The organism is Kitasatospora sp. SUK 42, from assembly GCF_015776785.2.
Taxonomy (GTDB): domain Bacteria; phylum Actinomycetota; class Actinomycetes; order Streptomycetales; family Streptomycetaceae; genus Kitasatospora.
This window is the reverse complement of sequence record NZ_LFMD02000002.1, coordinates 1,018,286-1,040,182: the sequence shown is the minus strand read 5'-3', so window position 1 is coordinate 1,040,182 and position 21,897 is coordinate 1,018,286. Positions and strand designations below refer to the sequence as shown.

Below are 21,897 nucleotides of genomic sequence, written 5' to 3'. Positions count from 1 at the left end.
CCCCGTCGAGGACGGGAGGGGCCCGGCGGTACCGGACTTGAGCGGACGACGACGGCAGGGACGAACGTGAGGATCTTCCACCGGGCACGGCACCGGCCGTCCGCCACCTGGCGGCAGACGACCGACCGGGCCTTCACGCTGATCGGCGACGGCCGCTACGAGGACGCCGGCGCCCTGCTGGTGATGGCCGCCGACCTGGAGCCGTGGCTGTCCGACTCCTGGTTCAACCTCGCCCTGCTGCACAAGTTCCGCCGCGACTGGGAGCAGGCCCGCTCGGCCGGCCTGCGCGCCGTCGCCCTGCTCGACCGTGAGCACGGCGCCCCGGACTGGTGGAACCTCGGCATCACCGCCACCGCCCTGCAGGACTGGCCGCTCGCCCGCCGCGCCTGGCAGGCGTACGGGCTGAAGCTGCCCGGCGGCCCCGGCACGGACGGCCCGGTCAGCCTCGACCTCGGCACCACCCCCGTACGGCTCTCCCCGGACGGCGAGTCCGAGGTGGTGTGGGGCCGCCGGCTCGACCCGGCCCGCATCGAGGTGCTGTCCATCCCGCTGCCGTCCTCCGGCCGCCGCTGGGGCGAGGTGGTGCTGCACGACGGCGCCCCGCACGGCGAGCGGGTCACCGACGGCGTCGCCTACCCCGTGTTCGACGAGATCGAGCTGTGGGCGCCCTCCCCGGTGCCGACCTACGTGGTGCTGCTGCAGGCCGCCACCGCCGGTGACCGCGACGCGCTGGAACGCCTGGTCGCCGAGGCCGGCTACGCCGCCGAGGACTGGACCTCCTCGGTGCGGCTGCTGTGCCGCGCCTGCTCGGAGAGCCGGATGGCCTCGGACGACGGCATCGTCGCCCACCACGACCCGCACGACGACGGCGACGCCGCCCACCCCGGACACCTCAGCCACCTCAGCCAGGGCGGCGCCGCCGGAATGTCCTGGCTGGTCGAGCGCGAGTGCGGGATCGCGGCCCCGGCCGACCTCGTCCGCACCCTGCTGGACCGCTGGGTCGCGGCGGCCCCCGGGAGCAGGGCTTACCGGGACCTCGAAGAGGTCTGCTGAGTACCCTGGTGAGGTACGCGTAGACCTATGGAAGCGGAAGACATGGCGGAGCAGCACGGGCACGACCACGATCACGACCACGGTCATGACCACGACCACGATCACGAGCACGGGCACGACGAGAGCCCGAAGGTGATCGGGGAGCAGCCCGACCTCAGCAAGGGCGCCGCCCGTCCGATCACCGTCGTCGGCAACCCCGTCCTGCACCGCGAGGTCAAGGACGTCACCTCCTTCGACGGTGAACTGTCCGCGCTGATCGACGACATGTTCCAGTCGATGTACGCGGCCGAGGGCGTGGGCCTCGCCGCCAACCAGATCGGTGTGGACCTCAAGGTCTTCGTCTACGACTGCCCGGACGACGAGGGCGTGCGCCACATCGGCCACGTGATCAACCCGGTGCTGGAGGAGTTCCCGAAGGACCGCAAGCGGGTGCTCGACGACGGCAACGAGGGCTGCCTGTCCGTCCCCACCGCCTACGCCGAGCTGCCCCGCCCGGACTACGCCGCGGTGACCGGCGTCGACAAGGACGGCAACGCCATCCGCGTCGAGGGCACCGGTTTCTTCGCCCGCTGCCTCCAGCACGAGACCGACCACCTGTACGGCACCCTCTACATCGACAAGCTGTCGAAGCGCGACCGCAAGGACGCCCTGAAGCAGATGGACGAGGGCACCCCGAAGTACGCGACCGTCCCGAACGAGTAAGGCGCGACCGCCAGTCGGAGGCCGGTGCGGACCGATCCGCACCGGCCTCCCGGCTTGTCCGGCCGAGTTCTTCGCGCCTCAGCGGGCGGGCAGGACGAGGGTGACGCGCAGGCCGCCGGCGGGCTCCGGGGCGAGGCGCAGCTCGCCGTGGTGCGCCTCGGCGACGGCGGCGACGATGGCGAGGCCCAGGCCGTGCCCGCGGCGGGCGGGGTCGGTCACGGCGGTGCGGCCGCGGCCGCGCAGGAACGGTTCGGTGAAGGTGGCGACGGCCTCCGGGGCCAGCTGCGCCCCGGTGTTGGCGACGGTGAGCCGGACGTGACCGGGGCGCTCGGGGTCGGGGCCGGTGGTGACGGTGACCCGGCCGCCGGTGGGCAGGTTGTGGCGCAGCGCGTTGTGCAGCAGGTTGACGGCGGCCTGGCGCAGCAGGACCGGGTTGCCGGTGGTGGGGGCCGGCCCGCAGTCGGCGGTGACGGTGACGCCGAAGGCCTCGGCCTCGTCGTGGACGGCGGCCAGGGCCTGGCCGGTGGTGACCGCGAGGTCGGTGGGGCGGGTCTCGGGCGGGGCGTGGCCGAGGTCGGCGAGCTGGAGCAGGGCCTCGCTGATCTCGATGCCGCGCTGGTTGGTGTCCTGGAGGCGGGTGACGAGCTTCGTCCAGTCCTGGCCGGCCGGGTCGGCGGCGGCGACCTGGAGCATGGTGCGGGTGATCGCCAGCGGGGTGCGCAGTTCGTGGGAGGCGTTGGCGGCGAAGCGCTGCTGGGCCTCGAAGGAGCGTTGCAGGCGTTCCAGCATCTCGTCGAAGGCGTCGGACAGGTCGGTGAACTCGTCGCGGGGGCCGGTGAGGGCGATGCGGTGCTCCAGCGCCCCGCTCGCGGCGCGGTGGGCGGCGCGGGTGATGTCCTGGAGCGGGCGCAGCACGCGTCCGGCGATCAGCCAGCCGCCGGCCATGCCGACGACGGTGAGCAGGGCCAGGGCGTAGCCGCAGGCGGTCAGGAGGGAGTTGAGGATCTCCTGGCGGGAGGGGGCGTTGGAGCGGTAGCGCGGGTTGGAGGAGGTCAGCGGGTAGTTGGGGACGTAGCGCATGCCGATGTAGACCACGGCGAGGGAGAGGGTGCCGGCGGTGACGGCGAAGAGGGTGTAGCTGAGGGTCAGGCGCATCCGGGCGGTCAGGCGGCGCGGGCGCTTTCGGGTGCTCATCGAGGGCTCCGGCCGGGGTCGGTGTCGGTCTCGGCGAGGCGGTAGCCGACGCCGGGCACGGTGTGGATCAGCCACGGGTCGCCGAGGCGCTTGCGCAGGCCGGAGATGGTGATGCGGACCGCGTTGGTGAAGGGGTCGGCGTTCTCGTCCCAGGCGCGCTCCAGCAGCTGTTCGGCGCTGATGACACCGCCGCGGGCGGTCATCAGGACCTCCAGGACGGCGAACTGCTTGCGGGAGAGGGCGACGTAGCGCCCGTCGCGGTAGACCTCGCGGCGGAAGGGGTCCACGCGCAGCCCGGCGTACTCCAGCACGGGCGGGGTGGCCTGGGCGGGGCGGCGGGCCAGCGAGCGCAGCCGTACGACGAGTTCGGGCAGGTCGAAGGGCTTGGTGAGGTAGTCGTCGGCGCCGAGTTCGAAGCCGGCGACCTTCTCGTCGAGGCGGGCGGCGGCGGTGAGCATCAGGACGCGGCAGCCGAGCTGCTGCCGGACGATGGTGCGGCAGACCTCGTCGCCGTGGGTGCCGGGCAGGTCGCGGTCCAGGACCACGACGTCGTAGGAGTGGACGGCCAGGCGCTCCAGCGCGGCGTCGCCGTCGGTGACGATGTCGCAGGCGATCGCCTCCAGCCGCAGGCCGGCCTGGACCGCCTCGGCGAGGTAGATCTCGTCCTCCACCACCAGGACCCGCACGTGCCGTTCTCCCGCCTGTGTGCCGCGTTGCCGCGTCCATTGGACCCGAAGGGGCCTTTCGAAAACGTATCGGTTGTCGCAAACATCCTGGCAACACCGCTTCTCCTCCAATGGTTGCGCTGCGGCGGCGCGTCGCGGCTGTCGTGACGAACGGAACGGGAGACGGACATGAGCTGGGCGGGTACGAGGTGCGTGGGCCGGGTCGGGCGGAGGGTGGCCGCCGGGGTGTCGGGGGCCGCGGTGCTGGTGTGGGCCGCCGCCTGTGCGGCCGACCGGCCGGCCGCCGAGTCGGCGCTGCGGACCCTGGCGGAGACCGTCAGTGCGGCGCCGTCACCCTCGGTGACCGGTGGTGCCGACGATGACGGGGAGATTCCCGACGGGGTGACGCTCAGCCCCTTCGACGACCGGGCGGCGGCGGTGCGCAACCTGGACGGGCCGCTGCTGGAGGCCGTCCGCAAGGCGGCGACCGACGCGAAGGCGCAGGGCATCGAGATGACGGTGACCTCCGGCTGGCGCAACAAGGAGTACCAGCAGCGGCTGCTGGACCGCGGGGTGGTCAAGTACGGGAGCCTGGAGCAGGCCCGGCGGTTCGTGAACACCCCGGAGAAGTCGGCGCACGTCTCCGGGAAGGCGATCGACCTCGGCCCGACCAGCGCGGACTACTGGCTGATCCAGCACGGCGCGAAGTACGGGCTGTGCCAGGTGTACGCCAACGAGATCTGGCACTTCGAGCTGCGGACGACGCCGGGCGGGACCTGCCCGGCGCTGTTGCCGGACGCGGCGGGGTAGCGGGCATGGCTGTCGACGTTCGGCCGGTTCCGTTCCGGCGTGTCCTGGGGCGGGCCGCCCGGCGCTCCTCTCGGCGCTCCTCCCGGCGGCGGGTGGTGCCGCTGTGGCGGCGCGGGTGGGTGCCCGGCGGGTTCGCGCTGCTCACCGCGCTCGCCCTGGGCGGGCACCGGCAGGTGCCGGACCTGGGGATGAACCTCGCGAGCCTGTGGGAGAGCGCCCTGCCGTGGAGCGGGCTGGTGGTGCTCGCGGTGCTGCTGTGCGCGGCGGTGCGGCGGGCCCCGGCGGCGGCCTGCGCGGCCGGGGTGCTGGCGGCGGTGTGGGCGGCGCTGTTCGGGCCGGTGCTGCTGTCGGGCGGTGGCGCGGGGGAGGGGAGGGGCCTCGTCGTGATCACCCACAACGTGAGCGCGGACAACCCGGATCCGGCCGGCACCGCCCGGGCCCTGCTGGCCGCCCACCCGGACCTGGTCGCCCTGGAGGAGGTCACCGACGCCGCACTGCCCGCCTACCAGGGCGTGCTGGACGGCGAGTTGGCGCACCACACCCGCGTCGGGACGGTCGCGCTGTGGAGCCGCTATCCGGTGGCCGACGCGAGGCGGCTGACCATCGACCCCGGTTGGAGCCGCTCCCTGCGGGCCGAAGTCCAGGCCCCCGGAGGGCCGTTGGCCGTCTACGTCGCCCATCTCGCCTCGGTGCGGCCGACCCTCTCCGGCTTCACCACCGGCCACCGCGACCGCAACCTCGGCGCCCTCGCACAGGCCCTCGACGAGGAACCGCTGGGGAGGGTCCTGCTGCTGGGCGACCTCAACACCGCCGCCGGCGACCACGCCCTCGCCCCGATCACCTCCCGCCTCACCCCGGCCGAGCGGGGCTTCGGCTTCACCTGGCCCGCCGCCTTCCCCCTGGCCCGCATCGACCACATCCTGACCCGGGGCCTGCCCGCCTCCGATGCCTGGACCCTGCCCGCCACCGGCAGCGACCACCGGCCGGCCGCGGCGCGGCTGCGGCTCCCGTGATGTCACGTTCCCGGGCGGAAGGTCCGGGACTTGTGGACATGGGACGGGCCCCGGCCCTCGTCCGCCCTTGGCAGATGTGCCCCCGGCCGTCGAGGAATTCCTCGACGGCCGGGGAGAGGACGGGCGGGTCGTTCTCGTCGCCGGGTCAGGTCGCGTTCGTGTACAGGTACTCCGGACAGTAGGTGGAGCCGCTGCCGTCGGGCAGCGGGATCGCCAGGACCTCCCGGGCGGCGGAGCGCATCGCGCCCATCGACCCGATCGCCGAGTACAGCGGCGACATCGTGCCGGACCGCCAGGCCTCCTCCAGGCTGCGCAGCATGCTGCTGTAGTGGCCGTTGAAGGTGCTGAGCTTGGCCGCGGTGTCCGGGGTGGGCCGGTTCGACGGGTCGTTGGCCCAGCCCCCGGCCGGCACCCGGGCCGCCGGGTAGCTGTCGGGCAGCGGGATCGGGTCCCCCTGGAAGTCCCACTTGGGGTGTGCGGAGTCGGAGACCTTGATCAGCTTGCGGCCGTGGTAGATCTCGCGGAACCGGTAGTAGTGGGCGAGTTCGCCCGGCTTTCCGGGGAACGGGTTCTCCGGCGAGGCGTCGGTGCCCTCGCCCTGGGCCTTGATGATCTCGATGGCCTGCAGCACGTCGTCGATCGTCCTCATCGGCACGACGTCGTTGCCCGCGCCGTGCTGGCCGGCCATGGGGAACTCGATCTGCCGCAGCCCGGTGAGCAGGTGCGCGTAGGTGGGGAAGACCTCGGCGATCCGGGTGTAGAAGGCGCCGATCGACGTGTAGGTCTCGGCGAGTGCGATCGGGTTGTCGGGCTTCTCGATCTCCGAGAACAGGAAGGCCGAATCCCGGCTCAACCCACTGAGGTAGACCTCCAGTTCGGGCCGGACGCCGCCGGGCAGCGCGCCGGGGTACTGCGGGACGGTGGTCGCGCCGGTGACCGTGGGCGTCCCGCCGATGCTGGTGAGCATGTTGCACATGAGCCCGAAGTGGGACATCTCGTCGAAGACGATCTCGCGGATCGACTTGGCGACCTCGGCCTGGTCGTCCTTGACCGACCAGAGGGCGGCGGCGTACGGCGGGATCGTCGCCAGCTCCAGCACGATGGCCCGCTGCAACGCGTCCCTGAGCCACTGCTCGTCGCACTCCTGCGGTGGCACGTGCATGAGTTGGACGATTGCGTCGCTGCGGTAGTCCAGAACGGTGGTCATGCTCCGCCCTTTCGTTCGGTGGTGGCCGGAACGTACTCGGGGGGCGGTCGTGTGCGTACGGGTGATGCCGGTGTGGCCCGGGAGTTCAGCCGGACGGCAGATGGCCGTGGGCGCGTTCAGGGGACACCGCACTCGGCGAGGCCCGCTTCTGCGCACCCGGCCCGCGTGCGCGTCACCCGCCGGGCCGCCGAAGAGCCCTCGCGCGCCGTTCACGCGGACGCCGATGCCGAGGCCTGGGCTTCGTTCCTCGCCGGGGTCAAGGGTGGGGAGTTTCCGGCCGGCTGAAACGACAGGGGTGCCCCGCACGGCTCGTGGCCGTGCGGGGCACCCCTGTCGTATCTGCGGGCTTTTAGAAGTCGTCGTCGAAGGCGACCGAGCCCTCGACGGCCACCTGGTAGGCCGACACGCGGCGCTCGAAGAAGTTGGTCAGCTCCTGGACGTTCTGGAGCTCCATGAAGCCGAACGGGTTCGTGGACCCGTAGCGGATCGGCAGGCCGAGTCGCGCGAGGCGCTGGTCGGCGACAGCCTGGAGGTACTCGCGCATCGAGGCGGTGTTCATGCCGGGCAGGCCGTCACCGCACAGGTCCTGGGCGAACTGGAGCTCGGCCTCGACGGCCTCCTCCAGCATCTCCGTGACCTGCTTGGCCATCTCGTCGTCGAAGAGGTCGGGCTCCTCCTCGCGCACGGTGTCGACGACCGACATCGCGAAGTCCATGTGCATGGACTCGTCGCGGAACACCCAGTTGGTGCCGGTCGCGAGGCCGTGCAGCAGGCCGCGGCTGCGGAACCAGTACACGTACGCGAACGCGCCGTAGAAGAACAGGCCCTCGACGCACGCCGCGAAGCAGATCAGGTTCAGGAGGAACGCGCGGCGGTCCTCCTTGGTCTGCAGCGAGTCGATGTGGTCGACCGCGTTCATGTACTTGAAGCAGAACTGGGCCTTCTGGCGGATGGAGGGGATGTTCTCCACCGCGGCGAAGGCCGCGTTGCGGTCCTCCGGGTCGGGCAGGTAGGTGTCCAGCAGCGTCAGGTAGAACTGCACATGGACGGCCTCCTCGAACAGCTGACGCGACAGGTACAGCCGCGCCTCCGGGGAGTTGATGTGCTTGTAGAGGCTCAGCACCACGTTGTTGGAGACGATCGAGTCACCCGTGGCGAAGAACGCGACCAGGCGGCCGATCAGGTGGCGCTCGCCCTCGCTCAGCTTCGCCAGGTCGGCGACGTCCGAGTGAAGGTCCACCTCCTCGACGGTCCAGGTGTTCTTGATCGCGTCCCGGTACCGGTCGTAGAACGACGGGTAGCGCATCGGGCGCAGGGTCAGCTCGAAGCCGGGGTCGAGCAGCATCTTGCGGTCTTCGGACTGAGACATTACTGGCAGGCCTCGCAGGACTCGGGGTTCTCCAGGGAGCAGGCGATGGCGGCCTCCTGCTCCGGGGTGAGGGCGGGGGTGTTCACGGGCACGGGCGCCGGCGCGGCGGCACGGGCGGCACCCGACGCGGCCTGGGCGATGCGGGTCGCCGGGCGCGAGCGCAGGTAGTAGGTGGTCTTGAGACCGACCTTCCACGCGTACGCGTACATCGAGCTGAGCTTGCCGATGGTCGGCGCGGCCATGAACAGGTTCAGGGACTGGCTCTGGTCCAGGTACGGCATGCGCGCCGCGGCCAGGTCGATCAGCGCGCGCTGCGGCAGCTCCCACGCGGTGCGGTACAGCGACCGGACCTCGGCGGGCAGCCAACCGAGCTCCTGCACCGAGCCGTTGGCGTCGCGCAGGGCGTCGCGGGTGGTCTGGTCCCAGACGCCGAGCTCCTTGAGTTCGCGCACCAGGTACGGGTTGACCTGGAGGAACTCGCCGGAGAGCGTCTCGCGCTTGAACAGGTTGGACACCTGCGGCTCGATGCACTCGTACACGCCGGCGATGGACGCGATGGTCGCGGTCGGCGCGATGGCGAGCAGCAGCGAGTTGCGCAGGCCGGTCTCGGCGATGCGGGCGCGCAGCGCGGTCCAGCGCTCGCCCCACTGCGGGGCCACGTCGAAGTGGTCGATGTGGAGCTCGCCGCGGGCGGCGCGGGTCTCGCCGTAGGCCTCGTGGCGGCCCAGCTGCTCGGCCAGGTCGGCGGAGCGCTCGTAGGCGGTGAGCATGATGCGCTCGGCGATCATCGTCGACAGGGCCTTCGCCTCGGCCGAGTCGAAGTCGATCCGCAGCTGGAAGAAGACGTCCTGCAGGCCCATCACGCCGAGGCCGACCGGCCGCCAGCGGGAGTTGGAGGCGCCGGCCTCGACGGTCGGGTAGAAGTTGATGTCCACCACGCGGTCGAGGAAGGTGACGGCGGTGCGCACGGTGGCGTCCAGCCGCTCCCAGTCCATGGCGCCCAGCAGGTCGTCGGCGGAGGCGCCGGCGGCGACGTGCGCGCCCAGGTTGACCGACCCGAGGTTGCAGACGGCGGTCTCGGAGTCGTCCGTGACCTCCAGGATCTCGGTGCACAGGTTGGAGGAGTGCACCGTGCGGCCCGGCAGCGCGGTCTGGTTGGCGGCGCGGTTGGAGGCGTCCTTGAAGGTCATCCAGCCGTTGCCGGTCTGCGCCAGGGTGCGCATCATGCGGGCGTACAGGGTCTGCGCCGGGATGGTGCGGACGGCCTTGCCGGCCAGCTCGGCCTTGCGGTAGGCCTCGTCGAACTCGGCGCCCCACAGGTCGACCAGCTCGGGCACGTCGGCCGGGGAGAACAGCGACCAGTCCTCGTTGGCGTTGACGCGGCGCATGAACTCGTCCGGGATCCAGTGCGCCAGGTTGAGGTTGTGGGTGCGGCGCGCCTCTTCGCCGGTGTTGTCGCGGAGCTCCAGGAACTCCTCGATGTCGGCGTGCCAGGTCTCCAGGTAGACGCAGGCCGCGCCCTTGCGGCGGCCGCCCTGGTTGACGGCGGCGACGGAGGAGTCGAGGGTGCGCAGGAACGGGACGATGCCGTTGGACTTGCCGTTGGTGCCGCGGATCAGGCTGCCGCGCGAGCGGATGCGCGAGTAGGACAGGCCGATGCCGCCGGCGTGCTTGGAGAGGCGGGCGATCTGCGCGTAGCGGTTGTAGATCGAGTCCAGGTTGTCCAGCGGCGAGTCGAGCAGGTAGCAGCTCGACATCTGCGGGTGGCGGGTGCCGGAGTTGAAGAGCGTCGGCGAGGAGGTCAGGTACTCCAGGCGGCTCATCAGACCGTAGAGCTCGGCCACCTCGCGCACGGACTGCTCGCTGTCGCCGACCGCCAGGCCGCAGGCGACGCGGAGCAGGAAGTGCTGCGGGGTCTCGATGACCTTGCGGGTGATCGGGTGGCGCAGCAGGTAGCGGGACTGGACGGTGCGCAGGCCGAAGTACTCGAAGCGGTCGTCGCCCTTGGTGTCGATGAGGGCGTCCAGGGCGGCGGCGTGCTTGGCGACGAAGGCCGCGGTGGTGTCGCCGATCAGGCCCTCGGTGTGGCCGACGGCGATGGAGGCGGAGAAGGAGACCGAGCCCTGGCTGTTGGCCTCGTCGACGATCTCCAGGGCGAGCAGGCGGGCGGCCAGCTTCGAGTACTGGGGGTCCTCGGCGATCATCGACGCGGCGGCGTCCACGGCCAGCCCGCGCAGCTCGGCGAAGTCCGAGCCGGCGTGGCGGCCGCGCAGCGCGGCGGCGGCGACATGGCCGGGGTCCACCTCGGTGAGGTCGGCGCTGCGGTCGGTGAGCAGCCGCAGCAGCGCGCCCCCGGGGTCGGAGACCGTCGGGTCGGTGAAGGCGGTACCGGAGCCCTGGGCGGGCAGGGTGGCTGAGGCAGCGGTGGTCAAGGCGCTCTCTCCTGGCGGCGATCGGCGGCGTGATCGGGGTCACCGGACCGTTCAGGGCAGGGGAGCACGGCGCGCACGCGGACAGCGGCGCGCGACGGTGTCTCCCCGGCCCGCCCGCGAGGCCCGGAGGGTACTGCTCGTGCCGGCGCGGCCTCTGCGGGAGGGCCGTGGCGCACGCTGTCGGCAGGTCATCGGACTCGCGGAAGCGGCTCTGGAGCCACCCGCACACCGCTGCGGGGCAGTCCCGGATTCCCACCGGGTTCCCCTGCGTCGACAGCAGAAGCGAGCATACATGTAGTGCCGTGAATCCAATGCAGCCCCACATGTAGTGTCGCGCGGCACAGTTGGCGGCACGGCCCATCGAGCGTACGTGCGATAATCTGCTCAGGTCGGCGGGTGCCACTCCTGGGCCCTGCGGCCGTCGCAGGGGCGCATCGACACCTGGGCCGTACCCCCCACCGAGGCCCCGACCGTACCCCCCGCCACGGTCCCCGCCGTACCCCCGGCCGCGCCGCCGGGATTCTCCACGCACCGCCCCGTGTCCTGGTTCACGAGCTGCCCCGCCGGAGTCACCCGCCACCGCTGGTCGGGGTGCGAGGTGCAGCCGGTGAGGACGGGGAAGCCGATGGCCGGGTCCTCGACGCAGCGCCCGGACTGGCCGATCGAGCCGTCGCCCCCCATGGTCCAGGTCTGCGCGGGCGAGCCGTCGCAGGTGCCGGCGCCGATCGCGGCCGGATCGCCCGCCACCCGGCTGTCCAGGCAGAGGCCGGGCAGGGCCGAGGTGATCGCGCCGCTCGGTTGTCCGGTGGCGGCCTGGAACGAGAAGGAGTCGCTGCTGAGCCCGGCGCCGCCGTCCCAGATCTCGAACCCGGCCTGGACAGCGCACAGGTACGAGCCGCCCGGGACGTAGCCGCGCTGCACGGCGTCGCGGGTGAAGGCCCGCAGGTCCAGGTCGGTGACGGAGGTGGCGCTGGTGGCCATCGCGTAGGTGATCAGGGTGTGGCTGCCGTTCTTCGGCGCCTCGTACACACGGTAGGACGTGCCGCCGACCTGGAGGTCGCCGGCCGGTCGGCCGAACGGCGTCTTGCCGTTGCCGTGCAGCCAGATCATCAGCTCGGCGCTCTCGGTGAAGGAGCAGCTGGTCCGGTTGCCGCTGTACCAGATGTCGTACGAGGCGTTGTAGACGCCGTCGTCGACCTGGGTGGTGTGCCAGCTGCTGGTCGCGTACCGCAGGTTGCCGACCGGGATGGGCAGCGGGCCGGTGCCGGGTTGGAGCTGGGTGCTGATGTGCGGGTAGGCGCCGGGGCCGCGGTCCGGGTCGGTGAGGCTGGCGGGGCTGATCCCGCTGCGGGTCACCCGGAAGCCGGTGGCACCGTCGGTGCTGCTGATGCAGAGGCCGCCGGTGGCGTTCCACTCGTTCGGGTTGATCACGTAACGGCCGGAGTCGACGTCCTGGGAGGGGTAGCGGTTCTGCCCGGTGGAGCAGATCTCCCCGGCGGTGGCGGCCGGCAGCGGGGTGACGGTCGGGGTGGCCCGGGCGGGCTCCCTCGGGTCGTGCTGGAGCAGCACCGCGCACAGGGCCAGCGCGGTGGCGACGGCCGGCGCGAGCCACCACCACGGGCGCGGGCGGCGGCGTCCGGTTCCGGACACGGCGGGGTCGGACACGGGGCTCTCGCCTCCCTGCGGCGGTGTGGTGGGACGGTACGGGGGCCGGGGCGGTGGCGTGCTCACCCGGCGGGTGCGGAGCTCGACCGGGGCCGGGTCGCGGTGGGGGTCGGCTTCCTGGCGGGCGGTTTGGCGGTGGCCGACGGGCTCGGGGAGGCCGCGGGGTCGGGCGTCGGGTCCGGCGTCGGGGCGGGCGCGGGGGGTGGCGGCGCGACGGTCAGGGCCGGCTCGGAGCGGACGGTCCAGGGCGTGTTGTAGCGGGGCGCGGAGACCCCTGCGGCGTACGCCTCGGCGGCGGCGGGGGACCCGGCGATCCGCCAGTCGACCTCCTTGCGCGCCTCGTACCAGATCACGCCGATGATGTCGGGGTGCTGCGGGAGCTGCGAGAACATCTCGGTGATCCACTGCGCCTTCAGCCCCGAGGTGTCGGTGGCCCCGGTCTCGGTGATCACCACGGGCTTGTGGGTGAACGCCCGCACCTGGTCGATGGTCGGCTGGAAGATCTGGTCGAAGGGCTTGTACTTCTCGACGCCGGTGGTGCCGTAGTAGCCGGAAAGGCCGATCCAGTCGACGTAGTCGTCGCCGGGGTAGAGGGAGGACAGGCTGGTGGCGTTCTCGTAGTCGACGTTGGGGCTCCACACCCAGGTGACCCGGGTGGCGCCGACCTGCTTGAAGATGTCGTGGACGTGCCGCCAGGCCTGGACGTACTGGCCCTTCCTGTTGCCGTTCGCCTGCTCGGCCCAGGGGTACCAGTAGCCGTTCATCTCGTGGGCGAAGCGCAGCGCGACGGGGTAGCCGAGGCCCTTGACGCCCTCGGCCCAGGTCCTGATGTAGTCGTCGAACCCGCCGTCGATGATGTGGGAGAGGGCGTACTCCGGCTGCTCGCCGCGGAGCTTGTCCTCCTTCGCCTCCTTGCGGTAGTCCCAGGGCTCCCAGGCGACCATGGGCATGATGCCGCGTTCGGCGGCCGTGTCGAAGACCCGGCGGTCGAACGTGCGGTCCCACCAGCCGACCGAGAACTCCAGCACGTTCGGCTGGTGCTTGACGGCGGCGGTGAACTCGTCGAGCGGGCCGAGGTCGTAGGGGCCGGACTTGGTCATGATGCCGGTGAACATGCCGCCGGCCGGCGGGAACTGGGGAGGCTGGGGCGGCGCGGCGGGTGTCGGGGCCGCCGACGGGGCCGTGGTCGCGTCCGGGGCGGCTGTGGTCGGCGGCGCGGCCAGGGCGCTGGTCAGCCAGCTCGGCATGGCCGTGGGGGCCGCGCCGGCGAAGGCGTACGGGTTCGCGTCCTGGTGGCCGCGGGAGAGCCGGGGGGCCAGCACGAAGGTGTACCCGACCATCAGGGCCAGCGCGACCAGGGCGGCGATCCTGGGGATGGTGATCCGCAGCATCAGCGGCTCCCCTGCTCGATCCGCCGGTCGGCCGGGGTCGGCTCCAGCAGCTCCTCGAACTCGTCCTCGGCGGGCGCCTGTCCAGTGAGGACGGCGGCGTGCGGGGCGGCGGCGTGCGGGACGGCCGTCCGCTGGGCGGGCAGCAGGCCGGTGGCGGGGGCCTCGACGGCCTTGGCCGCGGCGGCCCGCTGGGCCCGGGCCTCGCGGCGCGAGCCCACGAGGGAGATCACCAGCGGCGCGAGACCGGTGAACAGGCTGAGCCCGGCCCAGAACCGCAGGATCCAGATGTCGTGGTGCAGCGTGAAGCTCGCGCCGAGCAGCCCCGCCGCGGCCGCCGCCCACAGCAGGTGCAGCCGGAACGTCGACAGCGACTCGGCGCTGCGCAGGTCGCCCTTGGCGGTGACGGCGTAGGCGAGCGGGCGGCGCAGCAGCGCGGCGACCGCGGCGGCGACGTAGACCGGGCCGGCGAACAGGGCGAGCCCCATGCCGGCCATGCCGATCTCGCGCCGCTCGTGTGCGGCCAGGTTGAACCGGCGCAGCCACAGCCACAGCACGAACCAGCTGCCCATGCCGGCGCCCCACAGCGCCATCCAGTGGGTGCTGTTGAGGTGGATGGAGGTGATGCCGAGGGCCAGGTAGACGGAGGTGGCGAGGCTGCCGAGGACGGTGCTGAGCGCCACGCTCGGGTAGTAGAACTGGACCAGGCCGTAGAGCACCCGCTGGCGCAGCCGCAGCTTGATGCCGGTGCGCAGCCGGCCCTTGAGCAGGATCTCCCAGATGCCGTACGCCCAGCGCTTCTGCTGGTTGAAGTAGTCGGTCCAGGAGGTCGGGCCCTCGCCGACGGCGAGCACGTCGGGGGTGTAGACGCCCTTCCAGCGGTGGCCGGTCGCCGGGTTGACGGAGGCCTGGATCCGCATGCTGGTGAGGTGGTCCTCGATGATCGAGTCCTGGTAGCCGCCGATCTGCTGCCAGGCGGTGGGCCGGTAGAGGTGGTTGGTGCCGATCAGCAGCGGCGCGTCCATGCCGTTGCCGCCGCGCTCGACCAGGCCGGAGAAGAGGTACTGCTGCACGGAGGCGCCGTGGGCGACCCAGTTGTCGTACATGTTGCCGTACACCTGGGGGGCGACCACGAAGGCGACGTCGGGGTCGCGGAAGTAGCCGAGGGTGCGCTCCAGGAAGCAGGGCAGTGGGACGTGGTCCGGGTCCATCTGGGCCACCACGTCGTAGCCGTGCTCGTGTTCGGCGCGCCAGGCGTTGTGGTTGCCGGACTTGGTTTTGGCCCGGAACTCGCCCTCGGGCTGGTTGTACTCCGGGCGCCCCTTGCGGCTGAAGTGGTTGACGCCGAGCCGGGCGGCCATTTTCCTGACCCGGTCGTCGTCGCCCTCGTCGAGGATCCAGACGTCGATCAGGCCGTCGTACTCGATCCGCAGCATGGCCGCGAGGGTGCGCTCGACGATCTCGATCGGCTCCTTCGAGGGCACGATCGTGGTGAGCACCGCGACCCGCAGCCCGGGCGGCGGGGTGACCGGCACCGGGTCCTTGGCGCGGAACGCGAAGACCCAGACGGCGAGGTTCTGGACCAGCCGGAGCACCTCCACCGTCACGACGGCGCAGAAGCAGAGCCGGGCCACGTTCACCCGCCAGTCGGAGGACCAGCCGACGCCCGGTCCGGGGATGTGCTCGGGGAGCAGCAGCCAGCCGACGAAGGCGAGGCCTGCCAGCGCGTTGACCGCGACCAGCACGGTCATGGTGAACGTGACGCCGCGTGAGGAGACGGAGCGGTAGCGGACGGCGGCGCCGTCCTCGCCGGGGGTCAGCGGGCCGGCGGTCTCGGCGCAGGCGACGTAGGCGCGTTGGGCCGCCGCGTTGCGCAGCTCCCTGCGGACGATCCGCCGTTCGTGCCGGGCCCGGGGCAGGACGCGCCCGTGCCGCCCACGCCCCCGGCTGCCCCGTTCCGCCGTGTGCTCCCTGGTGGAGTCCACCGATCAACCCCCGTACAGCCGCTCCGTCGTCGCGGAGTGCTGGTCCCCTGCCCCGTCACCGCCCGTCGCGCCGGACGCCTGGCCGTCGGCCCGACGGAGGCGCGGTGTGTCGGCGCCCCTCGTGGGCTTGGCTGATAGTCGTTCGAGCCGTCAGCATACGGGCAGTGCTCGGGCGTTCACTCCCTGGGGGTGGAGTGCCGGTGGTCCGCAGGCCCCGCGCGGGGGCGGGGCCTGCGGATGGCGGGGCGTCAGGGCGTGATCTTGACGGAGTTCGCGATCTGGTCCATCAGCGTCAGCGCGGGGGCCTCGGCCGCCTGGTCGAGGCAGATCTGGAGCACCGGGACGGTGGTGGCACCGGCCGCCGGGGTGACCTGGAGGACGCCGCAGTAGCTGTCCGGCGCGGAGGAGCCGCTGGACATCGGGACGTGCCACAGCGCGAGGTAGCCGTCCATGCCCTGGATCTTGACGGCCGACTGCTTCACCGGCTCCGGCGGGGTCGGCGCGTCGGAGCCGTAGCGGGTGTTGTAGAGCAGCTGGCCCATGCCGAGCACCAGGGACTTCGGGTCGGACCAGCCGCCGTTGAACACCCGGAGGTTCTGGATGATCAGGCCGCGGGTGCAGGCTCCGCTGCCGTGGCCCACGCAGGCGTACGGGTTGACCGCGTAGCGGACCTCGTTCGGGGCCTTGGGGTCGACCTGGGACTGCCATTCCTGCGGCAGCATGAAGTTCATCTTCGAGTCCTGGCCGGTGATCTGACGCCAGCCCTGAATCTGCTGACCGCCGGTCAGGGCGGTGCCCATGAAGCCGTTCGGGCTCTTGGGGTCGGCGGCGGACGTCGGGTTCGCGGTCGGATCGGCCTTCGCCGTGCCGGAGTTGCCGGTCCTGTGGCCGACCACGTAGCCGCCTCCCGCCATGACGACCGACAGCACCACGGCGCCGACGGCCAGGAGCACCCGGCGCCTGGTGCGGTTCGGCTCGACGGTCTCGAACACCACCGAGGTGGGAACCGGCTTGGTGGGGACGGGGAAGGCGGACTGCGGCGTCGGTGCGGCGGTTTGGCCCGGCGCCGCGGCCGGCGTCGGCACCGAGGGCTGCGTCGGTGCGGCGGGCTGCGGGCCCGGGACCGGCGGGGCGGCGCTGGTCGGCGCGGAGGCGTTCTGCGCGGGCGGGCCCGGGAACGGCTGCGCGGGCGCGCCGCCTCCGCCCGGATTGGCCTGGGTCTTGTCGGTCCAGGTCGAACCGTCCCACCAGCGCAGTGTGTTGGGCTGCCCGGAAGGGTCCTCGTACCAGCCGCTAGGCGCACTCCCCGTCGTCATGCGGCGGATCCTAGCAGCGAGCCGATCGGATGGTCATTCCACGTCAGAGGGGGGCGTGCGGGAGCCGACGGCCCCTCAGAACGCCATGGTGTAGACCATCAGGTCCATCCCCGGGTACGGCGCCCAGTCGCGCTCGGGGGTGCGCTGGAAGCCGACCCGCTCGTACACCCGGTGGGCTGCGGTCATCTCCGGGCGGGTGGAGAACGCCATGCCGGCCAGGCCCAGTTCGCGGCTGCGGGCGATCGAGGCGCGCACCAGCGCCTCGCCGACGCCCCGGCCGCGGGAGGCGGCGGCGGTGGCGAGCATCCGGATCTCGCCCTCACCCGCGGTGGCGATGTCGGCCCACTCGGTGCCGCCGCGGGCGAAGGTCACGCAGCCGAGGACCCGTTCGTCGGCCGCTTCGACGGCGACCAGGAGCTCGGCCTCCCGGGAGCGGCGCTCGGCGTCGCGGAGCAGGTCGACGTAGCCGCTCGTGGGGTTGGTGAAGCCGTCGCCGACGAAGGCCTCGACGGTGATCCGGCCGGCGTCTTCGAGGTCCCGGGGGAGGGCCTGGCGGATGAGGTAGTCCATCGGGCCAGTGTGCCGGAGCCGTGTGCGGTGCGGATCTCGGGGGTGGCGCGGACCGGGAGGGTGGCCGGGTCGGCGGAGGGACGCAGCGAGGCGGCGGGCAGGGTGCCGTACAGCCGGTCGGAGCGGTCGGGGTCGGCCGGGTAGCCGCCCGGGTGGTGGTAGTTGTCGCGCCCGGCGGCGGGGCCGCGGGAGAGTTCGCGGCCGATCATGCCGCCGAGCAGGCCGAAGCCGCCGACGGCGCCGGCCAGGGCGAGGGCGCTTGCGAGGGTGCCGGTGTCCATGGGCACCACTGTGGCGGGCGGTGCGGGCGCCCACGAGTGGCAGGAACGCCGCATTGCCTCGAAATCCTGCCACCCCGGCCCTTCCCCGGACCCCGCCCGCCGGGGCATCCTGGGCCGCATGCTCAAGAACGTGGTCGCGGTGGTGCTGGAGGAGGTCCACCCCTTCGAACTGGGGGTGGCCTGCGAGGTCTTCGGCCTGGACCGCACCGGCGACGGCCTGCCGGGGTACGACTTCGCGATCGTCGGCGCCCGCCCGGGGCCGCACGCCACCCACTCGGGTTTCGCGGTGGACGTCCCGCACGGGCCCGAGCGGCTGGCCGGGGCGGACCTCGCGGTGGTCACCGCCTCCTCGCTGCGCGGCGGGTACCCGGAGCCGCTGCTGGAGGCGCTGCGCTCGGTGGTGGAGCGGGGCGGCCGGGTGCTGTCCATCTGCAGCGGCGCCTTCGTGCTGGGCGCCGCCGGACTGCTGGACGGCCGCCGCTCCACCACCCACTGGCGGCACACCGCGGCGCTGGCCGAGCGCCACCCGCTCACCACGGTCGAGCCGGACGTGCTGTACGTGGACGACGACCCGGTGATCACCTCGGCCGGTACGGCGGCCGGCATCGACGCCTGCCTGCACCTGGTGCGCAAGGTGCAGGGCGCCGAGGTGGCCCGGGGGATCGCCCGCCGGATGGTGGTGGCGCCGCACCGGGAGGGCGGGCAGGCCCAGTTCGTGAACCGCCCGCTGCCGCAGGACGACGGCGCCTCGCTGGCCCCGCTGCTCGACTGGCTGCGCCACCACCTGGACGAGGAGGCGACCGTCGAGCAGCTGGCCGCCCGGGTGCACATGTCGCCGCGCACCTTCGCCCGGCGCTTCCAGCAGGAGACCGGCACCACTCCGCACCGCTGGCTGGTCGGGCAGCGGGTGCTGCTCGCCCAGCGGCTGCTGGAGTCCACCGCCGAGCCGGTGGACGTGATCGCCGCCCGCTGCGGCTTCGGCAACGCGGCCGCGCTGCGACACCACTTCGGCCGCCGGCTGGGCACCACGCCGCTGGCCTACCGGCGCTGCTTCGCCGGACCGGAGCAGGGCTGAGCAGGGCTGAGCAGGGCTGAGCAGGGCTGAGCAGGGCTGATCGGGCCGGAGCGCGGCTGAGAAGGCCGGAGCGCCGCTGATCGGGCGGGAGCAGGGCCGAGCCGCGAGCGAGCAGGCCCGAGCGCGGGGGTCAGTTCCCGGCGGCCAGGTGCTCGACGCCGTTCCAGCGGTCCGGGCGCAGCCGCCCGTCCTGGGCCCGCCACAGGCTGGTGGAGCAGTTGTGCACCGGCCCGAGCGCGGTGAGCTGCTCCTCGGTGAGCCGGTCCAGCGCGTAGCGCAGCATCAGCACCGTGCAGTCGTGCGCGACCAGCAGGACGGGCCGTCCGGCCTCCTCCTCGCAGACGTCCCGCAGCACGCTGCGCACCCGCAGTGCGACGTCGGCCCAGGACTCGCCGCCGGGCGGGCGGTAGTACAGCTCGCCCATCTTGCGCCGCCGGGCCGCCTCCTCCGGGTGCTTGGCCTCGATGGCGGCCTTGGGCAGCATCTCCAGGATGCCGAGCTCGCGGTCGCGCAGCCGCTCGTCGTAGCGCACGGCCAGGGTGACCGGGACGGAGCCGAGCCCGGCGGCCTGGGCGAGCGCGATCCGGGCGGTCTCGGCGGTGCGCACGTACGGCGAGCACCAGACGCTGCGGGGGCGGTCGGCGCTGGGCAGGGCGGCCCACCAGCGGCCGAGCGCCTGGGCCTGCTGCTGGCCGTGCAGCGACAGCGGGATGTCGGCGTCGCGGCAGCTGATCGGGACGCTGAGCGCGCCGGCGGCCTCGGCCTGGTGGAACTCGACGTTGGCGGTGGACTCGCCGTGCCGGGTGGCGATGAGCACGGACGGCAGCCGGGTGGCCCCGCGGTGGGAGGCGACGTGGTGGTGGTGCGGGCCCTGCGTGGACTGGTGCTGGCCGTTGAGGGTGGTGCCGAGTTCTGCCATGGCCGCGAGCTCCCCGTGGTTCGTTCAGGTTCCGGCCGGTTGCCGGTCCGGTCTGGTGGTGCCCGGCGTGCACGCCTGTTCATACATATGATCGCGCCGCCTCCTCCAGTGTTCACGGAGAAGGCGGCGCGATCACAGGGCGCGTACCGCGTGAATCAGTGCGCCGCTACGGGCTCCGGCGCGTTCTCCCGCTCTTCGTCGCCGGCTTCGGCGCTGTAGTCGGACGGCCTGGTCTCGTCCTGCCCCACGGGCGCCTTGGCGGCCCGCAGCACCAGGGTGAGCACCACCGAGACGATCAGGTTGAGCGCGAAGGCGGTCAGGCCGATGTAGCCGATCTCGCCGATGCCGGGGATCTCGGCGGCGTTGCCGCCGAAGTGCTTGGTGGCGGGGCTGGCGATCCCGTACGCCTTCCAGGTGCCGTAGACCATGCCGGCCGCCCAGCCGGCGAACAGCGCCCAGTGGTGGAACCAGCGGGTGAACAGGCCGCCGACGATCGCCACGAAGGTCTGGAGGATCCACAGGCCGCCCAGCAGCTGGAGGTTGATCGCGGCCTGCCGGTCCATGCCGAGCACGAAGACCAGCGCGCCGACCTTCACCAGCAGCGAGACCAGCTTGGCGACGCGGGTCTCGTCGGCGGGGGTGGCGGCGGGCTTGAGCCACTCCTTGTAGACGTTGCGGGTGAACAGGTTGGCCGCCGCGATGGACATGATGGCGGCCGGCACCAGCGCGCCGATCCCGATCGCGGCGAAGGCCACGCCGGTGAACCAGTCCGGGAACATGTTCGCGAACAGCTGCGGCACCGAGAGCTGGGAGTTGTAGCCCTTGACGCCGCTGCCCACGCCCGCCGCGATCGCCATGAAGCCGAGCAGCGCCAGCAGGCCGAGCATCAGCGAGTACGCGGGCATGATCGCCATGTTGCGGCGCACCGTGTTGCGGGACTTGGAGGCCAGCACGCCGGTCACCGAGTGCGGGTACATGAACAGCGCCATCGCCGAGCCGATCCCGAGCGTCGCGTACGTCCACTCCTTGTTGGCCGGCAGGGTCAGCGAGCCGGCCCTGGTCTGCTTGAAGTGCTGCGCGGCCGTGTCGAAGATGTGCCCGTAGCCGCCGAGCCGGATCGGGATGTAGATCACCGCGACGATGATCACGATGTAGACCAGGGCGTCCTTGACGAAGGCGATCAGCGCCGGGGCGCGCAGGCCCGAGGAGTAGGTGTAGGCGGCCAGCACGCCGAAGGCGAGGAACAGCGGCAGGTCCTTGACGAACCAGTTGGCGTTCTCCCCGCCGCCGACCCCGAGCACGTCCAGCACCGCCTGGATGCCGACGAGCTGCAGGGCGATGTACGGCATGGTGGCCAGGATCCCGGTCAGCGCGACCACCAGGGACAGCGGCCGCGAGCCGTAGCGGCCGCGCACGAAGTCGGCCGGGGTGACGTAGCCGTGCACCCGGGAGACCGACCAGAGCCGGGGCAGGAAGAGGAAGACCAGCGGGTAGGCGACGATCGTGTACGGCACCGCGAAGAAGCCGGCCGCGCCGGTCGCGTACACCGCGGCCGGGACGGCGACGAAGGTGTACGCGGTGTAGAGGTCGCCGCCGAGCAGGAACCAGGTCACCCAGGTCCCGAAGCTGCGGCCGCCCAGGCCCCACTCGTCCAGGTGCGCCGCGTCGCCCGCGCGGCGCCAGCGGGAGGCGAGGAAGCCCATCACGGTGACCAGCAGGAAGAACAGCACGAAGACCACGAGGGCCGGCACGTTGACGCCCGTCATCGCGCACCGCCCTTCCGGGCCGCCTTGCGGGCCTTCTCGTCCCGGTTGATCAGCAGGTACGCGGCGACCGTGAAGACGGCCGACACCGGCACCCAGAGCAGCTGGTACCAGTAGAAGAAGGGCATCCCGGCCGCGGCCGGGTCGGTCTTGTTGTAGGAGGACACCCAGAGCATCGCGACGATCGGCACGAGCAGGGCGATCCCGGCCAGTACCCGCTCGGGGGTCACCGCCGGGACGGGCGTCCCGGCTGGCTCGGGCATGACAGGTTCGGTGGTGGGGGCGTGATCAGACGGCATCTACGGCTCCGCTTCGGAGGGTTCTCCCGTCGGCGCCGCAGCCCCGGAGGCACCTCGCACCCCCCGCGGGCCCGCCGAGCAGCACCATCGGTGACCGGCAGTCAGTATGGCTGCGCAATCTAGGGCATGGCGTGATCCATGTCATCGGAAATGACGCAACTTCCCGCCATCCGGACACGAACGGGCACCGG

The 21,897-nt window shown here is 72.5% G+C and carries 18 protein-coding genes and 1 riboswitch; of the genes, 5 read left to right on the top strand and 13 right to left on the bottom strand.

Annotated features, from left to right (window positions below):
• The first annotated feature begins 66 nt into the window (after positions 1 to 66).
• On the top strand, positions 67 to 1,053 hold the full coding sequence (locus RZ50_RS04340; RefSeq protein ID WP_196950872.1) for a hypothetical protein: 987 nt from the start codon (positions 67 to 69) through the stop codon (positions 1,051 to 1,053).
• A 42-nt stretch (positions 1,054 to 1,095) separates the two neighbouring features.
• On the top strand, positions 1,096 to 1,755 hold the full coding sequence (def, locus tag RZ50_RS04335; RefSeq protein WP_196950871.1) for a peptide deformylase: 660 nt from the start codon (positions 1,096 to 1,098) through the stop codon (positions 1,753 to 1,755).
• A gap of 78 nt (positions 1,756 to 1,833) precedes the next feature.
• Here def and RZ50_RS04330 read toward each other — a convergent pair whose 3' ends face one another.
• Both RZ50_RS04330 and RZ50_RS04325 read right to left on the bottom strand, forming a co-directional pair.
• Positions 1,834 to 2,949 carry a HAMP domain-containing sensor histidine kinase gene (locus tag RZ50_RS04330; protein ID WP_196950870.1) on the bottom strand — a complete coding sequence of 372 codons (1,116 nt, stop codon included), beginning with the start codon at positions 2,947 to 2,949 and terminating at the stop codon, positions 1,834 to 1,836.
• Positions 2,946 to 3,635: a response regulator transcription factor gene (locus RZ50_RS04325; protein ID WP_196950869.1), complete on the bottom strand. Its 690-nt coding sequence runs from the start codon at positions 3,633 to 3,635 to the stop codon at positions 2,946 to 2,948. The genes RZ50_RS04330 and RZ50_RS04325 overlap by 4 nt, the downstream gene beginning before the upstream one ends.
• Before the next feature lie 168 nt (positions 3,636 to 3,803).
• On the opposite strand from RZ50_RS04325, the gene RZ50_RS04320 reads away from it, so the two are divergent.
• On the top strand, positions 3,804 to 4,424 hold the full coding sequence (locus RZ50_RS04320) for a M15 family metallopeptidase (RefSeq protein WP_196950868.1): 621 nt from the start codon (positions 3,804 to 3,806) through the stop codon (positions 4,422 to 4,424).
• Positions 4,425 to 4,429: 5 nt separating this feature from the next.
• Entirely contained in the window at positions 4,430 to 5,437 is a 1,008-nt protein-coding gene (locus tag RZ50_RS04315; protein WP_196950867.1) for an endonuclease/exonuclease/phosphatase family protein, read from the top strand.
• 145 nt (positions 5,438 to 5,582) lie between these two features.
• Here the strand turns inward: RZ50_RS04315 and RZ50_RS04310 are convergent, their stop codons facing one another.
• The 8 genes from RZ50_RS04310 to RZ50_RS04275 form a co-directional block, all read right to left on the bottom strand.
• Entirely contained in the window at positions 5,583 to 6,644 is a 1,062-nt protein-coding gene (locus RZ50_RS04310) for a ferritin-like protein (RefSeq protein WP_196950866.1), read from the bottom strand.
• Positions 6,645 to 6,993: 349 nt separating this feature from the next.
• Positions 6,994 to 8,013 carry a ribonucleotide-diphosphate reductase subunit beta gene (locus RZ50_RS04305; protein WP_196950865.1) on the bottom strand — a complete coding sequence of 340 codons (1,020 nt, stop codon included), beginning with the start codon at positions 8,011 to 8,013 and terminating at the stop codon, positions 6,994 to 6,996.
• Positions 8,013 to 10,421, bottom strand: coding sequence for a ribonucleoside-diphosphate reductase subunit alpha (locus RZ50_RS04300; protein ID WP_196950897.1), 2,409 nt, complete (start codon positions 10,419 to 10,421; stop codon positions 8,013 to 8,015). Before RZ50_RS04300 ends, RZ50_RS04305 begins: the two co-directional genes overlap by 1 nt.
• Positions 10,422 to 10,609: 188 nt before the next feature.
• A riboswitch (cobalamin riboswitch) is annotated at positions 10,610 to 10,752 on the bottom strand.
• Between the two features lie 77 nt (positions 10,753 to 10,829).
• On the bottom strand, positions 10,830 to 12,110 hold the full coding sequence (locus RZ50_RS04295) for a ricin-type beta-trefoil lectin domain protein (RefSeq protein ID WP_196950864.1): 1,281 nt from the start codon (positions 12,108 to 12,110) through the stop codon (positions 10,830 to 10,832).
• Positions 12,111 to 12,172: 62 nt separating this feature from the next.
• The gene (locus RZ50_RS29660) at positions 12,173 to 13,501 is read right to left on the bottom strand and encodes a glycoside hydrolase family 26 protein (protein WP_196950863.1); all 1,329 of its coding nucleotides are present in this window, start codon (positions 13,499 to 13,501) and stop codon (positions 12,173 to 12,175) included.
• Complete coding sequence (locus RZ50_RS04285) at positions 13,501 to 15,483, bottom strand: glycosyltransferase family 2 protein (RefSeq protein WP_196950862.1); 1,983 nt, start codon at positions 15,481 to 15,483, stop codon at positions 13,501 to 13,503. The genes RZ50_RS29660 and RZ50_RS04285 overlap by 1 nt, the downstream gene beginning before the upstream one ends.
• A 248-nt stretch (positions 15,484 to 15,731) precedes the next feature.
• Positions 15,732 to 16,799 carry a DUF2510 domain-containing protein gene (locus RZ50_RS04280; RefSeq protein WP_196950861.1) on the bottom strand — a complete coding sequence of 356 codons (1,068 nt, stop codon included), beginning with the start codon at positions 16,797 to 16,799 and terminating at the stop codon, positions 15,732 to 15,734.
• Between the two features lie 75 nt (positions 16,800 to 16,874).
• Entirely contained in the window at positions 16,875 to 17,369 is a 495-nt protein-coding gene (locus tag RZ50_RS04275; RefSeq protein ID WP_196950860.1) for a GNAT family N-acetyltransferase, read from the bottom strand.
• A gap of 399 nt (positions 17,370 to 17,768) precedes the next feature.
• On the opposite strand from RZ50_RS04275, the gene RZ50_RS04270 reads away from it, so the two are divergent.
• The gene (locus RZ50_RS04270) at positions 17,769 to 18,725 is read left to right on the top strand and encodes a helix-turn-helix domain-containing protein (protein WP_196950859.1); all 957 of its coding nucleotides are present in this window, start codon (positions 17,769 to 17,771) and stop codon (positions 18,723 to 18,725) included.
• A gap of 130 nt (positions 18,726 to 18,855) precedes the next feature.
• Here the strand turns inward: RZ50_RS04270 and RZ50_RS04265 are convergent, their stop codons facing one another.
• The 3 genes from RZ50_RS04265 to RZ50_RS04255 form a co-directional block, all read right to left on the bottom strand.
• Positions 18,856 to 19,644 carry a histidine phosphatase family protein gene (locus tag RZ50_RS04265; RefSeq protein ID WP_196950858.1) on the bottom strand — a complete coding sequence of 263 codons (789 nt, stop codon included), beginning with the start codon at positions 19,642 to 19,644 and terminating at the stop codon, positions 18,856 to 18,858.
• A gap of 155 nt (positions 19,645 to 19,799) precedes the next feature.
• Positions 19,800 to 21,410, bottom strand: a complete 1,611-nt coding sequence (gene mctP / locus RZ50_RS04260) for a monocarboxylate uptake permease MctP (protein ID WP_196950857.1) — start codon at positions 21,408 to 21,410, stop codon at positions 19,800 to 19,802.
• Positions 21,407 to 21,670 (bottom strand): DUF3311 domain-containing protein, encoded by a 264-nt coding sequence (locus RZ50_RS04255; protein ID WP_196950856.1) that lies wholly within the window; start codon positions 21,668 to 21,670, stop codon positions 21,407 to 21,409. The genes mctP and RZ50_RS04255 overlap by 4 nt, the downstream gene beginning before the upstream one ends.
• Between the last annotated feature and the right edge of the window lie 227 nt (positions 21,671 to 21,897).

Bases quoted from the DNA above. Each gene is read 5' to 3' on its own strand.
- RZ50_RS04275 (WP_196950860.1), bottom strand. From the start codon at position 17,369: ATGGACTACCTCATCCGCCAGGCCCTCCCCCGGGACCTCGAAGACGCC.
- RZ50_RS04270 (WP_196950859.1), top strand. From the start codon at position 17,769: ATGCTCAAGAACGTGGTCGCGGTGGTGCTGGAGGAGGTCCACCCCTTC.
- RZ50_RS04310 (WP_196950866.1), bottom strand. From the start codon at position 6,644: ATGACCACCGTTCTGGACTACCGCAGCGACGCAATCGTCCAACTCATG.
- RZ50_RS04280 (WP_196950861.1), bottom strand. From the start codon at position 16,799: ATGACGACGGGGAGTGCGCCTAGCGGCTGGTACGAGGACCCTTCCGGG.
- RZ50_RS04330 (WP_196950870.1), bottom strand. From the start codon at position 2,949: ATGAGCACCCGAAAGCGCCCGCGCCGCCTGACCGCCCGGATGCGCCTG.
- def (WP_196950871.1), top strand. From the start codon at position 1,096: ATGGCGGAGCAGCACGGGCACGACCACGATCACGACCACGGTCATGAC.
- RZ50_RS04265 (WP_196950858.1), bottom strand. From the start codon at position 19,644: ATGGCAGAACTCGGCACCACCCTCAACGGCCAGCACCAGTCCACGCAG.
- RZ50_RS29660 (WP_196950863.1), bottom strand. From the start codon at position 13,501: ATGCTGCGGATCACCATCCCCAGGATCGCCGCCCTGGTCGCGCTGGCC.
- RZ50_RS04255 (WP_196950856.1), bottom strand. From the start codon at position 21,670: ATGCCCGAGCCAGCCGGGACGCCCGTCCCGGCGGTGACCCCCGAGCGG.
- RZ50_RS04315 (WP_196950867.1), top strand. From the start codon at position 4,430: ATGGCTGTCGACGTTCGGCCGGTTCCGTTCCGGCGTGTCCTGGGGCGG.
- RZ50_RS04320 (WP_196950868.1), top strand. From the start codon at position 3,804: ATGAGCTGGGCGGGTACGAGGTGCGTGGGCCGGGTCGGGCGGAGGGTG.
- RZ50_RS04305 (WP_196950865.1), bottom strand. From the start codon at position 8,013: ATGTCTCAGTCCGAAGACCGCAAGATGCTGCTCGACCCCGGCTTCGAG.
- mctP (WP_196950857.1), bottom strand. From the start codon at position 21,410: ATGACGGGCGTCAACGTGCCGGCCCTCGTGGTCTTCGTGCTGTTCTTC.